General features: G+C 60.8%; 18 protein-coding genes and 1 pseudogene. 6 read left to right on the forward strand and 13 right to left on the reverse strand.

Going from position 1 to position 21,978, the window contains the following annotated elements; translation table 11 throughout:
• Positions 1–3 precede the first annotated feature (3 nt).
• From AC4IHP_RS16865 to AC4IHP_RS16890, 6 genes are read right to left on the reverse strand one after another with little or no spacing between them, the layout of a single operon-like run.
• Positions 4–1,332 carry a DUF58 domain-containing protein gene (locus tag AC4IHP_RS16865; RefSeq protein ID WP_490832242.1) on the reverse strand — a complete coding sequence of 443 codons (1,329 nt, stop codon included), beginning with the start codon at positions 1,330–1,332 and terminating at the stop codon, positions 4–6.
• Positions 1,329–2,330 carry an AAA family ATPase gene (locus tag AC4IHP_RS16870; protein ID WP_490832243.1) on the reverse strand — a complete coding sequence of 334 codons (1,002 nt, stop codon included), beginning with the start codon at positions 2,328–2,330 and terminating at the stop codon, positions 1,329–1,331. The genes AC4IHP_RS16865 and AC4IHP_RS16870 overlap by 4 nt, the downstream gene beginning before the upstream one ends.
• Positions 2,327–3,490, reverse strand: a complete 1,164-nt coding sequence (locus AC4IHP_RS16875; RefSeq protein WP_490832244.1) for a DUF4350 domain-containing protein — start codon at positions 3,488–3,490, stop codon at positions 2,327–2,329. Before AC4IHP_RS16875 ends, AC4IHP_RS16870 begins: the two co-directional genes overlap by 4 nt.
• On the reverse strand, positions 3,487–5,025 hold the full coding sequence (locus AC4IHP_RS16880) for a DUF4129 domain-containing protein (RefSeq protein WP_490832245.1): 1,539 nt from the start codon (positions 5,023–5,025) through the stop codon (positions 3,487–3,489). Before AC4IHP_RS16880 ends, AC4IHP_RS16875 begins: the two co-directional genes overlap by 4 nt.
• Complete coding sequence (locus tag AC4IHP_RS16885; protein ID WP_490832246.1) at positions 5,012–5,989, reverse strand: stage II sporulation protein M; 978 nt, start codon at positions 5,987–5,989, stop codon at positions 5,012–5,014. The genes AC4IHP_RS16880 and AC4IHP_RS16885 overlap by 14 nt, the downstream gene beginning before the upstream one ends.
• Complete coding sequence (locus AC4IHP_RS16890) at positions 5,986–6,702, reverse strand: RDD family protein (protein ID WP_490832247.1); 717 nt, start codon at positions 6,700–6,702, stop codon at positions 5,986–5,988. The genes AC4IHP_RS16885 and AC4IHP_RS16890 overlap by 4 nt, the downstream gene beginning before the upstream one ends.
• A gap of 267 nt (positions 6,703–6,969) precedes the next feature.
• Between AC4IHP_RS16890 and sbcB the strand changes: the two genes are divergently transcribed.
• Complete coding sequence (sbcB, locus tag AC4IHP_RS16895) at positions 6,970–8,400, forward strand: exodeoxyribonuclease I (protein ID WP_460121040.1); 1,431 nt, start codon at positions 6,970–6,972, stop codon at positions 8,398–8,400.
• Positions 8,401–8,497: 97 nt separating this feature from the next.
• Here the strand turns inward: sbcB and mvaT are convergent, their stop codons facing one another.
• On the reverse strand, positions 8,498–8,875 hold the full coding sequence (gene mvaT, locus AC4IHP_RS16900) for a histone-like nucleoid-structuring protein MvaT (protein ID WP_016773476.1): 378 nt from the start codon (positions 8,873–8,875) through the stop codon (positions 8,498–8,500).
• A gap of 336 nt (positions 8,876–9,211) precedes the next feature.
• Between mvaT and purU the strand changes: the two genes are divergently transcribed.
• Both purU and AC4IHP_RS16910 read left to right on the forward strand, forming a co-directional pair.
• Positions 9,212–10,060: a formyltetrahydrofolate deformylase gene (purU, locus tag AC4IHP_RS16905; protein WP_016773477.1), complete on the forward strand. Its 849-nt coding sequence runs from the start codon at positions 9,212–9,214 to the stop codon at positions 10,058–10,060.
• A gap of 81 nt (positions 10,061–10,141) precedes the next feature.
• Positions 10,142–10,318 carry a hypothetical protein gene (locus tag AC4IHP_RS16910; protein ID WP_490832248.1) on the forward strand — a complete coding sequence of 59 codons (177 nt, stop codon included), beginning with the start codon at positions 10,142–10,144 and terminating at the stop codon, positions 10,316–10,318.
• Here the strand turns inward: AC4IHP_RS16910 and gpgF are convergent.
• From gpgF to AC4IHP_RS16935, 5 genes and pseudogenes are all read right to left on the reverse strand, one after another.
• Entirely contained in the window at positions 10,302–11,300 is a 999-nt protein-coding gene (gene gpgF / locus AC4IHP_RS16915) for a glucosaminyl phosphatidylglycerol flippase (RefSeq protein ID WP_460121034.1), read from the reverse strand. The two genes, AC4IHP_RS16910 and gpgF, sit on opposite strands and share 17 nt — an antisense overlap.
• A complete protein-coding gene (gpgD, locus tag AC4IHP_RS16920; protein WP_490832249.1) occupies positions 11,297–12,067 on the reverse strand; it encodes an N-acetylglucosaminyl phosphatidylglycerol deacetylase in 771 nt (256 codons plus the stop codon). Before gpgD ends, gpgF begins: the two co-directional genes overlap by 4 nt.
• Positions 12,060–13,172 carry an N-acetylglucosaminyl phosphatidylglycerol synthase gene (gpgS, locus tag AC4IHP_RS16925; protein WP_490832250.1) on the reverse strand — a complete coding sequence of 371 codons (1,113 nt, stop codon included), beginning with the start codon at positions 13,170–13,172 and terminating at the stop codon, positions 12,060–12,062. The genes gpgD and gpgS overlap by 8 nt, the downstream gene beginning before the upstream one ends.
• 174 nt (positions 13,173–13,346) lie before the next feature.
• On the reverse strand, positions 13,347–14,111 hold the full coding sequence (locus AC4IHP_RS16930; RefSeq protein ID WP_425375757.1) for a methyl-accepting chemotaxis protein: 765 nt from the start codon (positions 14,109–14,111) through the stop codon (positions 13,347–13,349).
• Positions 14,112–14,204: 93 nt separating this feature from the next.
• Positions 14,205–15,236: pseudogene (locus AC4IHP_RS16935) on the reverse strand (HAMP domain-containing protein); the annotation flags it as partial.
• Positions 15,237–15,422: 186 nt separating this feature from the next.
• On the opposite strand from AC4IHP_RS16935, the gene AC4IHP_RS16940 reads away from it, so the two are divergent.
• Positions 15,423–16,910, forward strand: coding sequence for a helicase HerA-like domain-containing protein (locus tag AC4IHP_RS16940; protein ID WP_490832251.1), 1,488 nt, complete (start codon positions 15,423–15,425; stop codon positions 16,908–16,910).
• 90 nt (positions 16,911–17,000) lie between these two features.
• Here the strand turns inward: AC4IHP_RS16940 and AC4IHP_RS16945 are convergent, their stop codons facing one another.
• On the reverse strand, positions 17,001–17,456 hold the full coding sequence (locus tag AC4IHP_RS16945; RefSeq protein WP_460094847.1) for a DUF721 domain-containing protein: 456 nt from the start codon (positions 17,454–17,456) through the stop codon (positions 17,001–17,003).
• 308 nt (positions 17,457–17,764) lie between these two features.
• On the opposite strand from AC4IHP_RS16945, the gene secA reads away from it, so the two are divergent.
• Together secA and argJ are read left to right on the forward strand one after the other, a co-directional pair.
• Complete coding sequence (gene secA / locus AC4IHP_RS16950; RefSeq protein WP_490832252.1) at positions 17,765–20,506, forward strand: preprotein translocase subunit SecA; 2,742 nt, start codon at positions 17,765–17,767, stop codon at positions 20,504–20,506.
• Positions 20,507–20,628: 122 nt separating this feature from the next.
• The gene (gene argJ, locus AC4IHP_RS16955; RefSeq protein WP_490832253.1) at positions 20,629–21,846 is read left to right on the forward strand and encodes a bifunctional glutamate N-acetyltransferase/amino-acid acetyltransferase ArgJ; all 1,218 of its coding nucleotides are present in this window, start codon (positions 20,629–20,631) and stop codon (positions 21,844–21,846) included.
• The last annotated feature ends 132 nt before the right edge of the window (positions 21,847–21,978 follow it).

The following is a 21,978-nucleotide window of genomic DNA, read 5'->3' on the forward strand; positions in this document are numbered from 1 at the left end:
CGATTATGCGGTACCACTTCTTTTCCAGTCGAGATATCGGATCACCAGTTCGGCCCCTAACTCTACGGGCCGAATATCCATCACCGCAACTCCATGAGCAATCAGCCGCTCCTGGAATTGCGAACGGTGGTTCAGAAAATCGATCGTCCCGCAATAAGCCAATGCCTCGGGCAGCGTTTGCACCGGTGCCTGACGTAACGTATCCAGCGCGTCTTCGCGCAGACTGGCCACCAGCACCCGGTGTGTTGCGCTCAGGCGTTTGACCGCGCCCAGCAGTTGAGCATCGTCATCGCGCACATTGGTCACCAGCACCACCAATGCCCGGCGTTTTTGTCGGGCCAGTAACTGGCTGGCGGCGGCCTGATAATCGGCAGGATGTTGTGTGCTCTGCAGATCATGAACAGCGTTGAGCAAGACGTTCAGTTGGCCGCTGCCTTTGACGGGGATTACATGGCGCGGCTGATCACCGGCAAATGCGCTCAGCCCCACCGCATCCCCCTGTCGCAGCGCAACATAAGCGAGCAACAGACAGGCATTGAGCGCGTGGTCGAAGTGCGACAGTTCACCGTCCTGACTGCGCATCTGCCGGCCGCAGTCGAGCATGAAAATGATCTGTTGATCGCGTTCATCTTCATACTCCCGGGTAATCGGCGTGCGTTGGCGTGCGGTGGCTTTCCAATCGATCTGGCGCAGGCTGTCGCCTTCGCGGAATTCGCGCAGTTGATGAAATTCCTGACCCTGCCCGCGACGTTGCCGCTGGCGTATGCCGAGCTGGCTCAGCCAGTTGTCGACGGCGCGTAATTCACCGCCGTAGAGCCGGGCGAAGTCGGGATACACACGGGTCTGATCGGCGACCTCGATCAGGCGTTTGCCTGACCATAAGCCCAAGGGACTCGGCAGATTGACTTCGCACTGCTCGAAGCGCAGATGCCCGCGTCTGGTCGGGCGCAGACGGTATCGGATCTGGCTCGAATGGCCGGGTTGGAGCTCGACGGCCAGTGGCAGATGTTCGAACGCGAGACCGTCAGGAACGTGGTCGAAAAGCATGATTTGCAGCGTCTCGGCGCAGTCATGGGCAATGTCCAGTTGCACCTCTGCCCAGCGCCCCAGTGCCAGGCTGCCGGGTATTTGCCGTCTGATGCGCGGCGAGGGCAGACGTCTGAGGCGCACCGCGTCAATCACTGCCAGCGCCAACAGCGCCAGGAGCAAACCCCAGTTGATCGAAATCAGACTACTTGGAACTTCAAGCTGCAAAGCCTGCAAAGTGCCGAGCACAGTGCTGAACACCAGCAGCAGCGCCAGCCAGATCAGCAGCAGTCGCGAGGGTTTCACAGGCGCGGCGCCGGCACTTGGTCGAGCAATTGCGCAAGCACCTGATCGACCTGCAGGCCTTCGATGTCCAGCTCTGGTGCAACACGCACGCGGTGGCGCAGCACGGCCAGCGCGCAGCCTTTGATGTCATCCGGAATGACAAATTCGCCGCCGCGCAACAACGCCCGGGCACGAGCACACCGAACCAATGCAATCGAGGCGCGCGGTCCGGCGCCGAGGGTCAGCCCCGGCCAGGTGCGGGTGCTGCGCGCCACACGCACGGCATAGTCGAGGACTTGATCGTCCAGCGGCAAATCACTGGCGATGCGTTGCAGGGCTTGCACGTCCTTGGCCTGCAACACCGTGCGCAGCGGTTGCACATCGAGCATGTCGGCGCGGGTCGAACGACAGACCTGACGGACCATGCTCAACTCCTGATCGGCGTCGGGATAATCCATGCGCACCTTGAGCATGAAGCGGTCGAGTTCGGCTTCCGGCAGTGGATAGGTGCCTTCCTGTTCGATCGGGTTCTGCGTCGCCAATACCATGAACGGTTGCGCGATGGGCAGCGCGCGACCTTCGAGTGTCACCTGACGTTCCTGCATGGCTTCGAGCAGTGCCGCCTGGGTTTTCGCCGGGGCGCGGTTGATCTCATCGGCCAGCAGCAGATTGGTGAATAACGGGCCTTTGCGCAGCTTGAACTGTTCGGTCTGCAGGTCGTACACGGCGTGACCGGTGACGTCGCTGGGCATCAGATCGGGGGTGAACTGGATGCGCGCAAACTCGCCGCCGAAACAGCGTGCCAAGGCCCGCACCAGCAAGGTCTTGCCCAGACCGGGCACGCCTTCGAGCAGCACATGGCCGCCGGCAATCAGCGCGGTCAGGACATCGTCGACCACCGCTTCCTGGCCGATCAGTGCCTTGTTCAGTTCGTTGCGCACCGCCTGCGCCAACTGGCTGGCACGCTGGCGTTGCTGGGCGGCATGCGTCGCGCTGCCGGGCTCGATCTGTTCAGTCATAACGCGTTCCTCAAAGTTTGCAGATGAGCGACCTGACGGCTGAATTCGGCGCTGGACAATCGCTGCTTCGGTCGTGGGCTCAGGGCCTGGCTGATGGCGCGGGTGGGTTGCCGGGTCAGGCGCGATAGCGCCAGCCATTGTTCGGCCACATTCAATTGATCAAAACCGGGATGGCGGCGGCGGGCACGGCGCAGGATGTCTTGTTGCAAGGCTTGCAGCAGCGCCTGCTGGCCGTTGTGGCGCAGGAGGAAATCGGCGCTGGCGCGCAAATGTTCGAGCAATTGTCGGCGACCCGCTGGCGCCGGCATTTGCACGGGGCCGTGACGCACGCCGGCCTGCCACAAACACAGGCCGATCAAGGCGAACAGGGCGACGATAGCCTGCGGGAAGTAGCGCCAGAGCAGCGTCCACAAACCGTCGTGCACCGTGTTGTAAATCAGCGTGACGTCGGTGTCGGCGCTCAGGTACCAGAGCAGCCAGGCGTTGTCGTATTTGCCGATGGCCGGGGTTTTCCATAGCTCGGCATCGGTGACCACGGTGACTGTGCCGAGGCCGTACACCCGTTGCATCATGTGCGTGGCTTTGGCGCTGTTGGCCCAGGCTTGCGCAACGTTGTTCGGGTCGTCGAGGTGGAAGTCGGTGTCGAACCCGGCGTAGGCCGGCGCATCTTCGTCTTCCAGGTACAGCTTGGTCAGTTTCGGGAAGCGGTCCTTTTCCACTTTTTGCGCAGGATCTTTCAAGTCTTTGCTCAGCGATTGGTGCAGTTGCACGCGGTCGAGCAGCAGATCGTTGCTTTGCCGGGTCTGCGCATCCCACAGCGACTCGGCGACGAACACCAGGCGTCCGCCGGCGCGGGTCCAGTTGAGCACCTGATCGACTTCACGCGGCGTCATCCGCGCGCGCTCGCCGAACAACAGCAAAGTGTGGCTGTGCGGATCGATCTGCGGCAGCACCGTCAAGGTCTCGGCGTGGCTGACCGCAAGGCCGCGCTCGCGCAGGAACATTTCTGCCGCCAGATACGGGTTGGCTTGCGCCGTGGGGGAGGGGCCGTGATCGACGACTTCCTGATACGGGCGTGCTTTGAGAAACAGAAAAAGACTCAGACCGCCGAGCAGCAACAGCGCCAATGCACCCAGCGACCAGCCGATGCGCCGGTTCAATGCCGAGCCCCTTCACTGAACAATTCACGCCAGCCGTTGCACAGTTCGGCTCGCAGGTGCGCGGCCGGAAGTCGGTGCCCATAGGCCATGTTCTGCCAGTGAACAGTGAGGTTGCGGCTATAGGCGAGCAGGTCCGGGCGTTGCAATTGCTCGATGCGGTTGAGGATCTGACTTTCGGTGTCGGCCGCTTTCAGCGTCAGGTCGAAATCGTGCAGCAGATGACTGAGCAGGCCGCGATAGAGCAGGCCAAGCGCGGCGCGAGGTTCGCTCAGCCACAATTGTTCAGCACTGGCGGCGATGTCATCGGGAAGGGTTTCACGGTTCAGATCCAGCCCGAAGACGTGTGGCGGCGCCGGTGGTTTGCTGCGCGAGGGCAGGTTCGGGCGACGACTGACGAAGGCCCGGAGAAATTCGCGATAACGCCAGACCAGCCAGCCCAGCGCGGCAATCAGCGCGCCCCACAACAGCACTTCAATCACGTTCGCCAAGGCATCAAGGTGTCGACCGTCGAGCCAACCGAGAAGGGTTTTCAGCCACTGCGGAGCCTCACCCGGTTGCGCGTCCTTGGCCGGGCTTGCCGGGTCGTCTCCGAAGCGATAGCGGGTGACGCTTTCCTTGTTCTTGAACGGCGGTTGTTCGAGCAGCGACTGGATGCTGTCGCGTGCGGCCTGACTGGTCAGCGGCTGATTGAGCAATCGTGGAGCATCTGGCGCATCGCTGGCCCATACCGGTTGCAGGTTCGGCAGCAGCAGACACGCCGCCAGCAGCACACCGAGCACGCTGTTGTTCAAACGCTGGCGCAAACGGCGGAAAACCAGCTCGATGTCCCAGGCTTCCAGTTGCGTGCGACGGTTCAGGTAGAGGCTGAAGCCGCAGGCGACATAGATCGGCTCCCAGACGACCAGAATCAGCGCGTAAAACGCGTTGGTCAGGTGTTCCAGCCAGCGCCAGTCCTGATCGGCGGCGAGCAGCAGCGACTGCCAGTCCCAGTCGGTTTCGATCTGCTGCGGCAAGAGCATGTAGAACAGCAGCATCAAGCCGATCCACAGTGCGGTTTCCAGATGCACGCCGATAATCGTCAGCCATTGCGCGGCGCCACCGTTGCGTTGCAGCAGCACCTGCAGACGTTGTTGTCTGGCCTCGCCGTCGAGCCCTTCGAGTTGGGTCACTGGCAGCACAAAGCTGCGACTCAGACTCAGCCGGCGCCAGGTCAGACTGGCCAGCAGTTGCGGCTTGAGCAGGCGCGGCCACTCGCGCAAGGCTTGTCTGAGGGTTGGCGTTTCACCGAACAGCGCTTTGGAGAGGATGTACAGCGGCAGGCGTTCGTAGGCCGGTTTCAGCCACCAGAAAATGAACACCGCCAGCGATGGCGACTCCCACAGCAGCAGGCTGAGCAGAGCGAACAGCGGCAGGGTGACGATCGCCCAACTGGTCATCAACAACCGGCGATGCTGCTGGCTCATCAGTACGCCCAGGTCCATGGCTTCCCAGGTCGTGCGCGGGCGGATCACCACGCTGGCGTCACTCAGGCGCATGGTGGGTCCTTCCGGCAAACAGCAGATATACCGCGACGGCCAGCCACAGAGCAGCGCCGACGGCGTATTTGGTCAGCAGCGTGACACTGGTTTTCGACGACCAGTAAGCCTCGATAAATGCAGCGATCAACAAGAACAGCATGACCCCGCACACCAGCATTACGCTTTTGCGCGCAGCCAGGCGCAGTGCCTCATCGCGCGTCAGGCGTCCCGGTGCAATCAGCGCCCAGCCCAGCTTCAGGCCCGCTGCTCCGGCGAGAGCGATGGCGGTCAGTTCAAATGCACCGTGAGCGATCACGAACGACCAGAAGGTCTGGCCAAAACCGATTTCGCTGAGGTGTCCGGCCACCGCGCCGATGATCATGCCGTTGTAAAGCAGGAAGAAACCACTGCCAACGCCCATCAGCAAACCGCTGGCGAAGGTCTGAAAGGCAATGCCGATGTTGTGCATCACGTAATAGCCGAACATCACCCAGTCTTCACTCGCCGCTCGCTCGGCCGAGCGTCCGAGGTGGCCGGCAACGGGGTCGTACATGCCTTGCATCTCGCGCACCTGTTCGGCCGGGATAAGGTTGTAGATCAGTTCCGGGAACAGGTAAACCAGCACCGCGAAACCGATCAGGCTGCCGAAGAACAGCAGGCTGGCGACCGCGACGAAGCGCCACTCTTCGCGCACCAGTCGCGGGAAGTCGGCGAGAATAAAACTGATGATTTGCGCACCCAGGCGACTGCGATGCCGATACAGCTGTTGATGGCCGCGCAGCACTTGCTGTTGCAACGAATCGATCAGAAAACTGCTGTAGCCGCGCGCCTGGGCCAGGGCCAGATGGTGGCAGAGACGCCGATAGGCCTTGGGGAAATCGCTGACTTGCGCTGTGTCTTTGCCTTGTTCGAGGCGTTCGAGCGCCACGGCGAAGCGCTCCCATTCGACCTTGTGGCGACTTTCGAACAGGCTCTGCTTCATGGGGTCGGCCCCAACAGACTGCGCGCAATGCCATTGAGTTCGGACACCGCTTTGGGCGCAGAGATATGCAGCGGCTGAGCCAGCAATGCCGCCAGCTCATTGACCCGGGCCGGCGATAGCTGCGCCTGACGTTCGGCGAAACCGAGGACCGCGCGTTGTTCGCGTACCGTGAGTGCAAAGGGGCAGGGGCGAGGTTCGGCGTCAGGCAGTTGCGGGCGGCTCAGCGGCCTCTCGCTGTAAACCACCAGCGTGCCGGCGGCAAGATCGCCGAGGCGTTTGAAGGTCGGGTGTTGCAGGCAACTGAGCGCACCGAGGAAATAGCCGAAGGGCAGCAGATCGACAAAGCGCAGCAGGTTGCGCAGCAGTGAGGCCGACCAGCCGATCGGCGTGCCGTCGTCGTGCACAACGCGCAAGCCCATGCACTGTTTACCCGGCGAGCGGCCCTGACGCAGCACCTCGAACAACACCATGTACCACCAACTGATAGCAAACAGCAGTAAAGAGCCGAGGCCCATGCCAAGCTTGCCGAGAAATGCCAGTGCGATAAACAGCACGCCCAGAATCAGGCCGCGAATGCCCAGATCGATGGCGAATGCCACGGCGCGCACCATCAACCCGGCAGGGCGCAATGGCAGGTCGATGCCTTCCGGCGTTTCGACCTGATGCCGCGTATCCAGCGGTGCTTTCCTTGGCGGTGCTGTGGGCTCGAGCATGGGCTACCTGATGTTCGCCTGTTCGGGATGCAAGTGCGCCTGATGCTAGCAGCCTCTCGGGTGTGGGAGCGAGCCTGCTCGCGAATGCGCAGGATCAGTCAGCCTATGTGCAACTGACGGAAAGCCTTCGCGAGCAGGCTCGCTCCCACAATAACGATGCATTCCAGTTGTAGGAATCTGGAGAAATTGCCGTTCCAGGGCTACGAGGCTGGCCGTGGTAACCCTGAAACGCCTAGACTTCGCCGATCTACTGTTCAGGATTCGCCCGTGACTTCAATCTTCTGGTACGACTACGAAACCACTGGCATCAATCCGCGCAACGACCGTCCGCTGCAAGTGGCCGGGATCCGCACCGACCATGCGCTCAACGAAATCGACGAGCCGGTCAATCTCTACTGCCAGCCCAGCGAAGACATCCTGCCGCACCCGGCGGCGTGTGCTATCACTGGCATCACCCCCGGTCAGCTCGCTGAAAAAGGCCTGAGCGAAGCCGATTTCATGACTCGCGTACATGCGCAATTGGCCGCGCCGGGCACCTGTGGCGCCGGTTACAACACCTTGCGTTTCGACGATGAGATGACCCGCTACAGCCTGTATCGCAACTTCTTCGACCCCTATGCGCGGGAATGGCAGGGTGGCAACAGTCGCTGGGATCTGATTGATGTGGTGCGCGCCGCCTATGCACTGCGTCCTGATGGGCTGGTCTGGCCGACCGATGATGAAGGCCGCGTGACTTTAAAGCTTGAACGCCTCACTGCCGCCAACCATATCGATCACGGCCATGCCCACGAGGCGCTATCGGATGTGCGCGCCACCATTGCGTTGGCGCGGCTGATTCGCGAGAAACAACCCAAGCTCTACGAGTGGCTGTTCCAGTTGCGCAGTAAACAGAAAGTGATGGATCAGATCCGCCTGTTGCAGCCACTGGTGCATGTGTCCGGGCGGTTCTCGGCGGCACGCAGTTATGTCGGCGTGGTGTTGCCGCTGGCCTGGCACCCGAAGAATCGCAACGCCTTGATCGTCTGTGATCTGCATCTGGACCCGCAGGGGTTGCTCGACCTGGATGCGCAAGCCCTGCGTCAGCGTCTTTATACCCGCCGCGATGAGTTGGCCGAAGGTGAGTTACCGGTACCGCTCAAGCTGATTCATATCAATCGTTGCCCGGTAGTGGCGCCGTTGGCGGTACTGCGCGCACAAGATCAGCAGCGCCTTGGGCTGGACATGGCGCTTTATCAGCAACGGGCAGTGCGACTAACTGACGCACAACAAGTCTGGAAAGATAAAGTCGCGGCGATTTATGCCAGCGAAGATTTCACTCCCAGCGAAGATCCCGAGCAGCAGTTGTACGACGGATTTATCGGTGATCGTGATCGGCGTCTATGCGAACAAGTTCGAACGGCTGATCCTCTGCAATTGGCGCAAGAGCAGTGGCCTTTCGATGATGAACGTTTGCCTGAATTACTTTTTCGATATCGAGCACGCAACTTTCCCGACACCCTGGATGTTGCCGAGCAGGAACGCTGGAGATTGTTTTGTCAACAGCGTCTGACGCAACCCGAGGCAGGCGCGCCGAATACCGTGCAGTCATTTATAGAAGCTGCCGAGCAATGGTCGCTTAGTGCGACGCCAATCCAGCGCGAGGTACTCAATGACTGGCAGAACTATGTCCAGGCATTACGCAAACGTTTGAATCTTTGAAATCGAACATACCCGGAATTAATTTGCGGGCATAAAAAAACGCCAGCGCAAGCTGGCGTTTTTTTGTTCGCGGATCGCTCTGCGAAGGCGTCGCGGCTTAGCCCAGCAGGGTCGCCCAGCCTTCAACCACGTCACCGCCCCACTTGGCTTTCCACTCTTTCAGAGTCTTGTGGTTGCCACCTTTGGTTTCGATGACTTCACCGTTGTGCGGGTTTTTGTATTGCTTAACTTTGCGTGCACGCTTGGTGCCGGTAGTTTTTACTGCGCCGCCACGTGGAGCCTTGGATTTGGCTTCCGGATCCAGCAGCGCGATGATGTCACGCAGCGACTTGGAGTATTCGCCCATCAGCGTGCGCAGTTTGCCTTCGAATTCCAGTTCGGCTTGCAGTTTGTCGTCTTCGGACAGGTTCTTCAGACGGGCTTGCAGCTCTTTGATGGCTTCTTCGGTGGCGCGATATTCGTTGATCAAGGACATGAGTACTACCTTTTGTAGAATGCTGAATGACAGGGGACAGTGCCGCAATAATAGTCAGGCTGTTTCATCAAGTAAACATTTAGATCGGCTTTTTATTTAAATGAGTTACAGGAATTAGCCGTGAATTGAATGTTCAGTTAAATAATGTGATGCAGTCAGCACAGATATTTACAGTTGTCTGACAAAAGTCTCGCGAAAGCGTCACGGTCTTGACGAAAACCTGCGTCAGGAAGTCGTTTCGCCTAGCTTCGTTGCGCCCGGCGCGCATGCGTACTGCAGTTTTTCTGCACAGTCGCTAGAATGGCGGCCTTTGTGAAGTTCTGGAGTTTCCCCCTCATGCGCACTTTTCGGCTGGTGATATCTTGCCCGGACCGCGTTGGCATCGTTGCCAAAGTCAGTAATTTTCTGGCCTCTCATAACGGCTGGATCACCGAAGCGAGCCACCACTCTGACAATCAAGTGGGCTGGTTCTTCATGCGTCACGAAATCCGTGCCGATTCGCTGCCGTTCGGTATTGAAGAGTTGCGCGAGAAGTTCGCACCGATCGCCGAAGAGTTCTCGATGGACTGGCGCATCACTGATACCGAGCAGAAAAAACGCGTGGTGCTGATGGCCAGCCGCGAATCCCACTGCCTGGCCGACCTGCTGCACCGCTGGCACAGCGACGAACTGGATTGCGAAATCTCCTGTGTGATTTCCAACCACGACGACCTGCGCAGCATGGTCGAATGGCACGGCATCCCGTACTACCATGTGCCGGTCAATCCACAGGACAAGCAGCCAGCGTTCGACGAAGTGTCGCGCCTGGTCAAGCAACACGATGCCGAAGTGGTGGTGCTGGCGCGCTACATGCAGATCCTGCCGCCGGACATGTGCCGCGAATACGCACACAAGGTCATCAACATTCACCACAGCTTCCTGCCTTCGTTCGTCGGCGCCAAGCCGTATCACCAGGCGTCCCTGCGTGGCGTCAAGCTGATCGGCGCGACCTGCCACTACGTGACCGAAGAGCTGGACGCCGGTCCGATCATCGAGCAGGACGTGGTACGAGTCAGCCACAGCGACAGCATCGAAGACATGGTGCGTTTCGGCCGTGACGTCGAGAAGATGGTGCTGGCCCGTGGCCTGCGTTATCACCTGGAAGACCGCGTGCTCGTGCACGGCAACAAGACGGTTGTGTTCTGATCGAGCACTGCATGCTTGAAAAACCAGGGGCCTGGGCGTTGAATCGCTCAGGCCCTTGTCATTTGAGCCCGAGGAAAAGCCATGAACGATCCACTGGACAAAGCCACTTCAAAAGCGCCCGCCACCCTCGGCGAGGGTTGCCTGAGTCGTTACGACCCGGATGACATGAGCCCCGAGGACGGCACCGAATTCCCCGGCGCCGCCGAGTTGTGGGAGCAGCTGCAGCAAGAGCAGGACGAACCTAAGAAGCCTGCCTGACGTTCATCAACTTCTTCAGCAACGGCTTGCCCAGCATCAACACGAACACCGGGCCGCCAACCAGCAGATAGAAGTAATACGTCACCACACGCCAGATCAGGATCGCCGCCGCTGCGGTGGATTTGCCCACCATTGGCGCCAGCAGCGCTGCAGAAGTCAATTCTGCTGCCCCCGCGCCACCGGGCAACAGGCTGAATTGACCGGCGCCCAGCGATAGCATTTGCACCAGAAAACTCCACGCCCACTGCAAGTCGGCACCGAGCCCGCGTAGCGCCAGATACAGCACGCTATAGCGCAACAACCAGTGCACGCAGGTCAGGGCGAACACCTGGACAAGCGTCTGCCAAGGCAGCTTCAAGGTATCGGTAAACGCCGCGAGAAAATGCAGCAACTTGCGCGCCCAGCGTCGACGCGTACGCGCTGTGACGTTCATCCCCGCCAACAGCCGCCCGCTCAAACGGATCAGGGCACGGTGATAGCGCGCAATCAACACGCAACTGCACAAGCCGCCGAACAGCGACACCGCGCTGACTGTCAGCAGCCATTCGAGCCGATCGCTCAGGTGCTGGAACAGCGCGTAAATCAGAATTGCGCTCAGCGCACAGAGAAAGAACAGCAGATCACTGAGCTGATCCATGGCAAACACCGCACTGCCTCGCGCCGGACGTACTCCGCAGCGCGCCAGCAACGCCATGATCGTCAGCGGCCCGCCACTGCCGCCGGGCGTGGCGCAATAAGCGAACTCTGCCGCCATCACCACACCGAGGCTCTTCAAGGGGGCGACCTTGTCACGCTGGTCGCCGAGCAACAAACGCAGGCGCAGGGTATTGATCCCCCAGCACAGCAGAATCATGCCGAACATGATCAACAGCCAGTTCAGCGGAAAACTGCGCAGGCGCGACCAGGTTTCGCCGCCGCCGAGCAGCACCGGAATCATCACCGCCGCGAGCAGGCCGATCAGCAACAACAGGCTGCGCTTCATGCTGCGCGTTCCAGCTGACCGTGCTGGCGGGCAAGCCAGTCGATCTTGGTCAGCGGCACGCGTCCGTCTGCCAGCAGGCGTTGTAAGGTGTGTAGCCAGTAATCGCGAGAAAAGCGGTGGCGCATGTCCACCGGATGCAGTCCCAGGCGAATCACTGGTGCCTCGCGCCAGCGCTGTTCACGCTGGTCGCTGAGGATTTTCGACAAGCCGCGACGCCAGGCACTGCGCGCACTCCACACCAGCCCCGGTGCATCTATGGCGCTGAAGTCGGGCAAGCGATAAAGATGCTGCGGATCGCTGGTGTAGCTGAGTGGCAATTCACGTAAGGCCTGACGGGTGCCGTCGCTCATCAGCCAGGCCGGGGCGACGAAACCCTGCACCGGCCAGTCGTAGCGCTGAAACATGTCCAGACCCGCGTTCAGGCGGGCCAGGGCTGCTTCGCGGGACAAACGGTAGAACTCGCCTTCATGGGTGTAGACCCGGCGCATGAACCAGTCGCGCGGGTTGTGCGACATGGGGTCCTGATCGTCGTGGTAATAACCGTGCAGTGCCAGTTCATCGCCACGAGCGACCCGGGCATCGAGCACTCGGCGAAACGCAGGGTTGGCGTCGAGCGCATCGTGGCGGTGGAAGTCCGGCACCACCAGCCACGTCATCGGCACATCACCCAAGGCATCGACAGCCTCGACGAAGGGTTGGTAATCCGCCCACGTCGAGGGCGCCACATCATGCAACACCAGGCAAACAGCTTTCATTGGTTCAACCATTGGCCACCCGTGGCAGCGTATGGCCAAGCACCGCGTGATAGTGGCTGAGCAGGCTGTCGACCACGGTGTCCCAGGCATAATGCCGTTCGACGTGCTGGCGCGCCTGTTGACCGAGGCGGGCGCAGCCGCGACTGAACAGCTCGCGCACGGCATTGGCCATGGCTTGCGGGTTATTCGGTGCACAGAGCAGACCGCAGGAGTCGTTGACGATTTCTTCAAACGCCCCGGCCGCCACCGCCACCACGGGAATGCCGCAGGCCATGGCCTCAAGGATGACCAGCCCGAATGTCTCCTGGTCGCCGGCATGCACCAGTGCGTCGGCGCTGGCCATCAGCCGCGCGACTTTCGGCGCCGGGCAGAATTCGTCGATGACGCTGACGTTGTCCGGCACCGCAGCGGGCATTGACGAGCCGACCAATAGCAAGTGATAACGCGGGCCGAGGCGCTGCATGCACTTGAGCAGCACCGGCAGGTTTTTCTCCTTGGAACCGCGCCCGGCGAAGATCAGCAGGCGGGTGTCTTCGGCAATCCCCAGTTCGGCGCGCAGGCCGGGATCGCGCGCATCGGGGTGAAAAGTGTGCAGATCCACGCCCAGCGGTTGCACATGCACATTGCGTACGCCGAGCCCGGTGAGCTTGTCAGCCATGACCTGACTTGGCGCGAGAACGCGGTCGAAATTGCCATAGAGACGAGTGACGTAAGCCTCGACATTCGGCGTGACCCAATGGCCCATGCGATTGCCCACCAGCAGCGGCAGATCCGAGTGATAAAAGCCAATCACCGGCACATCCAGTTGCCGCCGCGCATTCAGTGCTGCCCACGCGGTGAGGTAGGGGTCGCCAACTTCGATCAGATCCGGCTGCAAATCCTGCAGGACGTTGCGCCAGGGCGCCAGGCGCAGGGGGAAGCGATAGCCTTTGCCGAAAGGCAGGGCAGGCGCTGGAACCGTGTAGATGTCGTCATGTTCACCCAGTCGCGCGCCGGGGATCAGCAGGCTATGACGAATACCGCTGCGGTCGCCGAGGCGACGGTGTTTGGCGTCCAGATAAGTACGCACGCCTCCGCTGGCCGGGGCGTAGAACATGGTGATGTCGGCGATATGCACGGTGAGCAACCCTCCGCTGCGTTGTTCTCCCTTGGTTGACCGTTATCCAGAATAGATGTTCGGTCGGGATTGCGCGGTGCAGGGCACATGCAAAGAGATCGCAGCCTTCGGCAGCTCCTACAATTGGAATGCGTTTCCCCTGTAGGAGCTGCCGAAGGCTGCGATCTTTTGCTCTTAAATCCTGAAGCTGCCCACCAGTTGCTTGAGACGCGAAGCCTGCTGCTCCAGATCCGAGCACGCGCGCAAGGTCGCCTGCAGGTTCTCCACGCCTTCCTGGTTCAGCGTATTGATCTCAGTAATATCGACGTTGATCGACTCGACCACCGCAGTCTGCTCTTCAGTCGCGGTCGCCACCGACTGGTTCATCCCGTCGATCTCACCGATGCGCAAGGTCACGCTGTTCAGGCGTTCGCCGGCAAGGTTGGCGATCTCCACGCTGTCCTGACTGTGGCGCTGGCTGTCGCTCATGGTGCTCACCGATTCCCGGGCGCCGACCTGCAGCTCCTCGATCATGGTCTGCACCTGTTGCGCCGATTCCTGAGTGCGGTGCGCGAGATTGCGCACTTCGTCGGCCACCACAGCAAAACCACGACCGGCCTCACCGGCGCGCGCTGCTTCGATCGCAGCGTTCAGCGCCAACAGGTTGGTCTGCTGGGAAATGCTGGTGATCACTTCGAGAATCTGGCCGATGTTGACCGTCTTGCTGTTCAGCGACTCGATGTTGGTGCTGGACGCGCTGAGCATGCTCGACAGTTGATTCATCGCCTTGATGCTGCGCTCGACCACTTGCTGGCCATCCTCGGCCAGACCCCGGGCGTCGCTGGCCTGATTCGATGCTTGCGCGGCGTTGCGGGCGATTTCCTGGGCGGCGGCGCCGAGCTGATTGATCGCGGCGGCGACGCTGCTGGTGCGCGACGCTTGCTGATCGGAGTTGTACATCGACGAGTTCGACGCAGCGACCACGCGCAGGGCTACTTCGTTGACCTGGCCGGTGGCCGAGGACACTTCGCGGATCGAACCGTGAATGCGCTCGACGAAGCGGTTGAACGCGGTGCCGAGGATGCCGAATTCATCGTTATTGACGATGTTCAGGCGTTTGGTCAGGTCGCCTTCGCCGTCGGCGATGTCTTCCATGGCGCGGGTCATCACGTGCAGCGGCTGGATCAGCAGGCGAATGAGCATGCCGAGCAGGGCAATGATGATCGCCACGGCAATAATGGTCGCGATCACCGCCGAGGTGCGGAATTCGCTGAGCATCGCGTAGGCCTGGTCTTTATCGATCGACAGACCGATGTACCAGTTCACCGACGGCAGGCCTTTGATCGGGGCGAAAGTGACGATGCGGGTTTTGCCATCAACCGTCACTTCGCTGAAATCGCTGCTGATGCGCGGGGTGTCCTGCGGATAGGCTTCCTTGAGCGACTTCATCACCAGAGCCTTGTCCGGGTGGACGAGGATCTTGCCGTCGGCGCTGACCAGAAACACGTAGCCCATGCCGTCGAAATTCCGTGCGGCGAGGGTATCGATCAGCGACTGCAGGCTCAGGTCGCCGCCGACCACGCCAACGCTCTGCCCGGCCTTTTTCGACGCGGTGGCGATGGAGATGATCAACTGGCCGGTGGCCGCATCGATGTAGGGTTCGGTCAGGGTCGACGTGCTGCTGCTTTCGGCGCCTTTATACCAAGGGCGCACGCGCGGATCGAAACCGTCCGGCATCTTCACGTCCGGGCGGATGGTGAAATGCCCGGTGGCATCGCCCAGGTAGGTGGCCATGAACGTCGAGGTCAGGCTTTTCTGTTCGAGCAGGCTGGCGACCGTGGCAGGTTCCGGATTGATGGCGATGTTCTGCGCGGCGTTCTCGATCAGCAGGATGCGCCCGCTGAGCCAGGTCTGGATATTGCCGGCTGTGACCTCGCCCATCTCGTTGAGGTAATTGTTCAGGTCATCGCGGATCGCATTGCGCTGCAGCCAATCGTTGTACAACGTGAACGAGGCGAAAGCGGCAATGACGATGAGGGCGGCGGCAAGCAAAATCTTATGGCTGAAGCGCAGGTTTTTGTTCATGGCTTGGGGTTCCGCTAAGGTCTTAATGTCCTGGGCGTGCTTTGATAGAGACGCGCACTATGGGCAAGGTTGAAAAACTGAAATTTCCGGCTCTCCTTAGGGAAATGTCCGACCCGATTTTCTGACGGGCCTGTCCAATTGATGTATCGGCCATGTGTCATCAAAGATTAACCATTGGGTGAGAAAATGCCTGACTCTTCGCAACTCGTTATCGGCGCTGATCCGGCCGCGCAACCCATCGCTCAGGCCATGCGCCTGGCCAACCGCCACGGGCTGATTGCCGGCGCCACCGGCACCGGTAAAACCGTGACATTGCAGCGTCTGGCCGAAGCGTTCAGCGACGCCGGTGTGGCGGTGTTCGCCGCCGACATCAAGGGCGACCTCTGCGGGCTCGGCGCCGCTGGCAACCCGCAGGGCAAAGTGGCCGAGCGCATCGCCGGCATGCCCTGGCTCGGTCACACGCCGCAGGCTTATCCCGTGACGCTGTGGGACATCCACGGTGAATCCGGTCATCCGCTGCGCACCACCCTGAGCGAAATGGGGCCGCTGCTGATCGGCAGCCTGCTCGAGCTGACCGACAGCCAGCAGTCGGCGCTGTACGCGGCTTTCAAAGTGGCGGATCGCGAAGGCTTGCTGTTGCTGGATCTCAAGGATCTGAAAGCGCTGCTCAATCACCTCAAGGACAATCCGCAGCTGCTGGGCGAAGACGCGGCGCTGATGACCACCGGTTCCAGCCAGGCGCTGCTGCGCCGTTTGGCGACGCTGGAACAGCAGGGCGCCGAAGCCCTGTTCGGCGAGCCGGCGCTGCAACTTGAAGACATCCTGCAACCGGGCGCCGATGGCCGTGGACGCATCCATCTGCTCGACGCCAGTCGGCTGGTGCACGAAGCGCCGAAGGTTTACGCAACGTTCCTGCTGTGGTTGCTGGCAGAGTTGTTCGAGCAACTGCCCGAGCGCGGCGATGCTGACAAGCCGCTGCTGGCGCTGTTTTTCGATGAGGCGCACTTGCTCTTCGGCGATACGCCCAAGGCTCTGCAAGAAAGGCTTGAGCAGGTGGTGCGCCTGATCCGTTCCAAGGGTGTTGGCGTTTACTTCGTCACCCAATCGCCAGCGGATCTGCCGGATGACGTGCTGGCGCAGTTGGGCTTGCGCATTCAACACGGCCTGCGCGCGTTCACCGCGAAAGAGCAGAAATCCCTGCGCGCCGTGGCCGATGGTTTTCGGCCGAATCCGGCATTCGACAGCCTGTCGGTGCTGACCGAACTGGGGATTGGCGAGGCGCTGGTGGGCACGCTGACCGAGAAGGGCACGCCGGAAACGGTCCAGCGCGTGCTGGTGGCTCCCCCGCAATCGCGGATCGGCCCGCTGACTGAAACCGAGCGCACCGTGCTGATCGCTGGCTCGCCGTTCAAGGGCCGTTATGACAAGCCGATCGATCGTGAGTCGGCCTATGAGATTTTGATGGGACGCAAAGGGCTGGCGCCCGAGGCTGAAACACCAGCGGGCAAACCGGCGGCCGAAGAGCCGAGCCTGGCTGATCGCGCGGGAGAATTCCTCGGCACGGCGGCAGGGCAGGCGCTGAAATCAGCCATGCGCCAGGCGGCCAATAACCTTGGCAAGCAGTTGGTACGCGGGTTGATGGGGTCTCTGCTCGGAGGCAGCAAGCGCCGCTAAAAGCAAAGATCGCAGCCTTCGGCAGCTCCTACAGTTGAAATGCATTCATTCTGTAGGAGCTGCCGAAGGCTGCGATCTTTTGATTTTGCTTCAGGCTTTCCCCTTGGCATGCGCCGCCAGCCGCTCCAGCGCCGCGCGCAGTCCCGGATCGCTGATCCCGTCGGCCGTCGACTGAATCGTCTCTGCCGCACTGCTCGACAAATCCATCGAGTGCCCAGTTGCCCGATGCTGCACGATCGGCGGGCGTACGCTGAATTTGATCCGGGTCAGGTTGGCGAACTCTTCGAACAGCTGCAACTGCCGTTGCAGGCGTTTCTGCTGGTAGCGCAGGCGCGTTGCCCAATGGCCGTCAGTGACCACCAGCGACAGTTCGCCCTCACGCCACTTGGCCACCCGGCAATGTTCACGGGCGGCCGGTTGCAGCTGGCTTTCGAGCAGACGCTGCAAATGCTCCAGGCGCTGGGCATGGCCGAGGATGGCTTTCAGCGGTTTGGCTTCGCGGAGCAGAACGGCGGGGGCTCTGGCCGTGAGAGGGCGAAACGCCATGATTAAACACCTGAAGTCACAGAGGCGCCATGTTAGCAGAAAGCTGTGGAACCTCTGGCCCATTGCTTTTGTCCCTGCTTTGCTCATTAAATCAACGCCTGACTTCTTTCCCTCGACGGGTTGAAGTTGAGCAAAACGCCCCTATTTTAAGTGAGCCCCGTCAAAGCGCAGTGCCAGCATCGTGGAACATCGCCACTTTCCTCACCACCGTTTCCGGGTAGAATGCTCGTTCGCATGCGGCCATGAGGGCTGCACGGGCGACTCACGGGGCCGCCCTCCATCCCTTTAGTGTGGAAGATCCTGCCGATATGTTTGCGCCTTTGTTAAAGAAACTTTTTGGAAGCAAGAACGAGCGTGAAGTCAAACGCATGCTCAAGACGGTGCAGCTCGTCAATGCCTTCGAAGAGCAAATGGTGGCCCTTTCGGACGATCAATTGCGCGCCAAGACCGCCGAGTTCAAGGCCCGTATCGCCAAAGGGGAAACCCTCGACAAGCTGTTGCCGGAAGCCTTTGCCGTCGCCCGCGAGGCCGGCAAGCGCGTGATGGGCATGCGCCACTTCGACGTGCAACTCGTCGGCGGCATGACCCTGCACGAAGGCAAGATTGCCGAAATGCGCACCGGTGAGGGCAAGACCCTCGTCGCCACCCTGGGTGTTTACCTCAACGCACTGTCCGGCAAGGGCGTGCACGTTGTGACCGTGAACGATTACCTGGCCCGCCGCGACGCCAACTGGATGCGCCCGCTGTATGAATTCCTCGGCCTGACCGTCGGCGTCGTGACGCCGTTCCAGCCGCCGGAAGAGAAGCGTGCCGCCTACGCCGCCGACATCACCTACGGCACCAACAACGAATTCGGTTTCGACTACCTGCGCGACAACATGGCGTTCAGCATGGATGAAAAATTCCAGCGCGAACTCAACTTTGCCGTGATCGACGAAGTCGACTCCATCCTCATCGACGAAGCGCGTACCCCACTGATCATTTCCGGTCAGGCCGAGGACAGCTCCAAGCTGTACACCGAGATCAACAAACTGATCCCGCAGCTGGAACTTCACGTCGAGGAAGTCGAAGGCCAGGTCACCAAGGCCGGCCACTACACCGTTGACGAAAAGACCCGTCAGGTCGAACTCAACGAAGCCGGTCACCAGTTCATCGAAGAAATGCTCACCCGCGTCGGCCTGCTGGCCGAAGGCGAGAGCCTGTACTCGGCGCATAACCTTGGCCTGCTGACTCACGTCTACGCCGGTCTGCGTGCGCACAAGCTGTTCAACCGCAACATCGAATACATCGTTCAGGACGGCCAGGTCGTACTGGTCGACGAACACACCGGTCGTACCATGCCGGGCCGTCGTCTGTCCGAGGGCCTGCACCAGGCTATCGAAGCCAAGGAAGGTCTGAACATTCAGGCCGAGAGCCAGACCCTGGCCTCGACCACCTTCCAGAACTACTTCCGTCTGTACACCAAACTGTCCGGCATGACCGGTACCGCCGACACCGAAGCGTTCGAATTCCACCAGATCTACGGTCTGGAAGTCATGGTCATTCCACCGAACAAGCCGTTGGCGCGTAAAGACTACAACGACCTGGTGTTCCTCACCGCCGAAGAGAAATACGCGGCGATCGTGGCCGACATCAAGGAAAGCATGGCTGCCGGTCGTCCGGTGCTGGTGGGTACCGCGACCATCGAGACCTCCGAGCACATGTCCGAATTGCTCGTCAAAGAAGGCATCGATCACAAGGTTCTCAACGCCAAGTTCCACGAAAAAGAAGCTGAAATCATCGCTCAGGCCGGTCGTCCGGGTGCGCTGACCATCGCCACCAACATGGCCGGTCGTGGTACCGACATCCTCTTGGGCGGCAACTGGGAAGTGGAAGTCGCTTCGCTGGAGAACCCGACTCCTGAGCAGATCGCCCAGATCAAGGCCGACTGGCAGAAGCGTCACCAGCAAGTGCTGGAATCCGGTGGCTTGCAGGTGATCGCTTCCGAGCGTCACGAATCGCGCCGTATCGACAACCAGCTGCGTGGCCGTGCCGGCCGCCAGGGCGATGCCGGTTCGAGCCGCTTCTACCTGTCGCTGGAAGACAGCCTGATGCGCATCTTCGCCTCTGACCGGGTGAAGAACTTCATGAAAGCCCTGGGCATGCAGCCGGGCGAAGCGATCGAGCACCGCATGGTGACCAACGCGATCGAAAAGGCGCAGCGCAAGGTTGAAGGCCGCAACTTCGACATCCGCAAGCAACTGCTCGAGTTCGACGACGTCAACAACGAACAGCGTAAAGTGATCTATCACATGCGTAACACGTTGCTGGCCGCTGACAACATCGGTGAGACCATTGCCGATTTCCGTCAGGACGTGCTCAACGCTACCGTCAGCGCGCACATTCCGCCGCAATCGCTGCCAGAGCAGTGGGACGTGGCCGGTCTGGAAGCGTCGATCGAAAGCGATTTCGGCGTGAAGCTGCCGATCCAGCAATGGCTCGACGAAGACGATCACCTGTACGAAGAAACCCTGCGCGAGAAGCTCATGACCGAGCTGATGGCGGCGTACAACGAGAAAGAAGACCAGGCCGGTGCCGAGGCGCTGCGCTCGTTCGAGAAGCAGATCGTCCTGCGCGTGCTGGACGACCTGTGGAAAGACCACCTGTCGACCATGGATCACCTGCGTCACGGCATTCACCTGCGTGGCTATGCACAGAAGAACCCGAAGCAGGAATACAAGCGCGAGTCGTTCACGCTGTTCTCCGAACTGCTCGATTCGATCAAGCGCGACTCGATCCGCGTGCTCTCGCACGTTCAGGTTCGTCGCGAAGATCCGGAAGCCGAAGAGCAACGCCTGCGTCAGGAAGCCGAAGCACTGGCTGCGCGCATGCAGTTCGAACACGCCGAAGCGCCGGGGCTGGATCAGCCGGAAGCGCTGGGTGAAGACGTCGATGTGGCACTGGCCACCGCCGCTGCCCCTGTGCGCAACGAGCAGAAGCTGGGCCGCAACGAACTGTGCTACTGCGGTTCGGGCAAGAAATACAAGCATTGCCACGGGCAGATCCAGTAAAACCCGTTTCAATCGCTGAACACCCCGCGCCGCGACCGGCTCCTGCCGTCGCGGCGTTTTGCCATTTATCCCACCGTCCTTTCCCGTGGCGGTGCTGACATCATTGAGTAAGGAGCGCATTCATGGCTGTTGGTCTTGGTCCTTTGCCAACTTTGCACCCGGTTGCCGGTTTTGAACTCGGTATCGCCTCGGCCGGCATCAAGCGCCCGGGGCGCAAGGATGTAGTGGTGATGCGCTGTGCTGAAGGTTCGACCGTGGCTGGCGTGTTCACCCTGAACGCGTTCTGCGCCGCGCCGGTGATCCTGGCAAAAAAACGCGTACACAATGCCGTGCGTTATTTGCTGACCAACACCGGCAATGCCAACGCCGGTACCGGCGAACCGGGTCTGGCCGCCGCCGAGCGCACCACTGCCAAACTCGCTGAGCTGACCGGCGTCGATGCCAGCCAGATTCTGCCGTACTCCACTGGCGTGATCGGCGAGCCGCTGCCGGTCGAGAAGATCGAAGGCGCACTGCAAGCCGCGCTGGACGACCTGTCCGAGAACAACTGGGAAGCCGCAGCCACCGGGATCATGACCACCGACACTCTGCCGAAGGGCGCCAGCCGCCAGTTCGAGCATGACGGCGTGACCATTACTGTTACCGGCATCAGCAAAGGCGCCGGCATGATTCGCCCGAACATGGCGACCATGCTTGGCTACATCGCCACCGATGCCAAAGTCTCCCGCGAGGTACTGCACAACCTGATGCTCGACGGCGCCAACAAGTCGTTCAACCGCATCACCATCGACGGCGACACCTCGACCAACGACTGCTGCATGCTGATCGCTACGGGCAAAGCCGCGTTGCCGGAAATCACCCGCGCTGAAGGCGAGCTGTTCGGCAAGCTGAAGCAGGCGGTGTTCGAAGTGTGCATGGACGTCGCCCAAGCCATCGTGCGTGACGGCGAAGGCGCGACCAAATTCGTTACCGTTGAAGTGAATGGCGGCGACAATCATCAGGAATGCCTGGACGTCGGTTACACCGTGGCCCACTCGCCGCTGATCAAGACTGCGCTGTTCGCTTCCGACCCGAACTGGGGCCGGATCCTCGCCGCCGTTGGCCGTGCCGGTGTGGCGGACCTGGACGTGAGCAAGATCGACGTGTTCCTCGGTGACGTGTGCATTGCCAGCCGTGGCGCCCGCGCCGCGACCTACACTGAAGCCCAGGGCTCGGCGGTGATGCAGCAGGAAGAAATCACCATCCGCATCGAACTGGGGCGCGGTGATTGCAGCGAAACCATCTGGACCACCGACCTGTCGCATGAATACGTGAAGATCAACGCTGAATACCGTACTTGACCTGATCCGGGACCGAGCCGCTCCATTCGCGAGCAGGCTCGCTCCCACAGGGTATTCTCGCTGCAGTTCGGTTTTCTGTGGGAGCGAGCCTGCTCGCGAAAACGGCGATCCGGACACAACCCATTCAGAAGC

Source organism: Pseudomonas sp. UF-293, assembly GCF_058245595.1.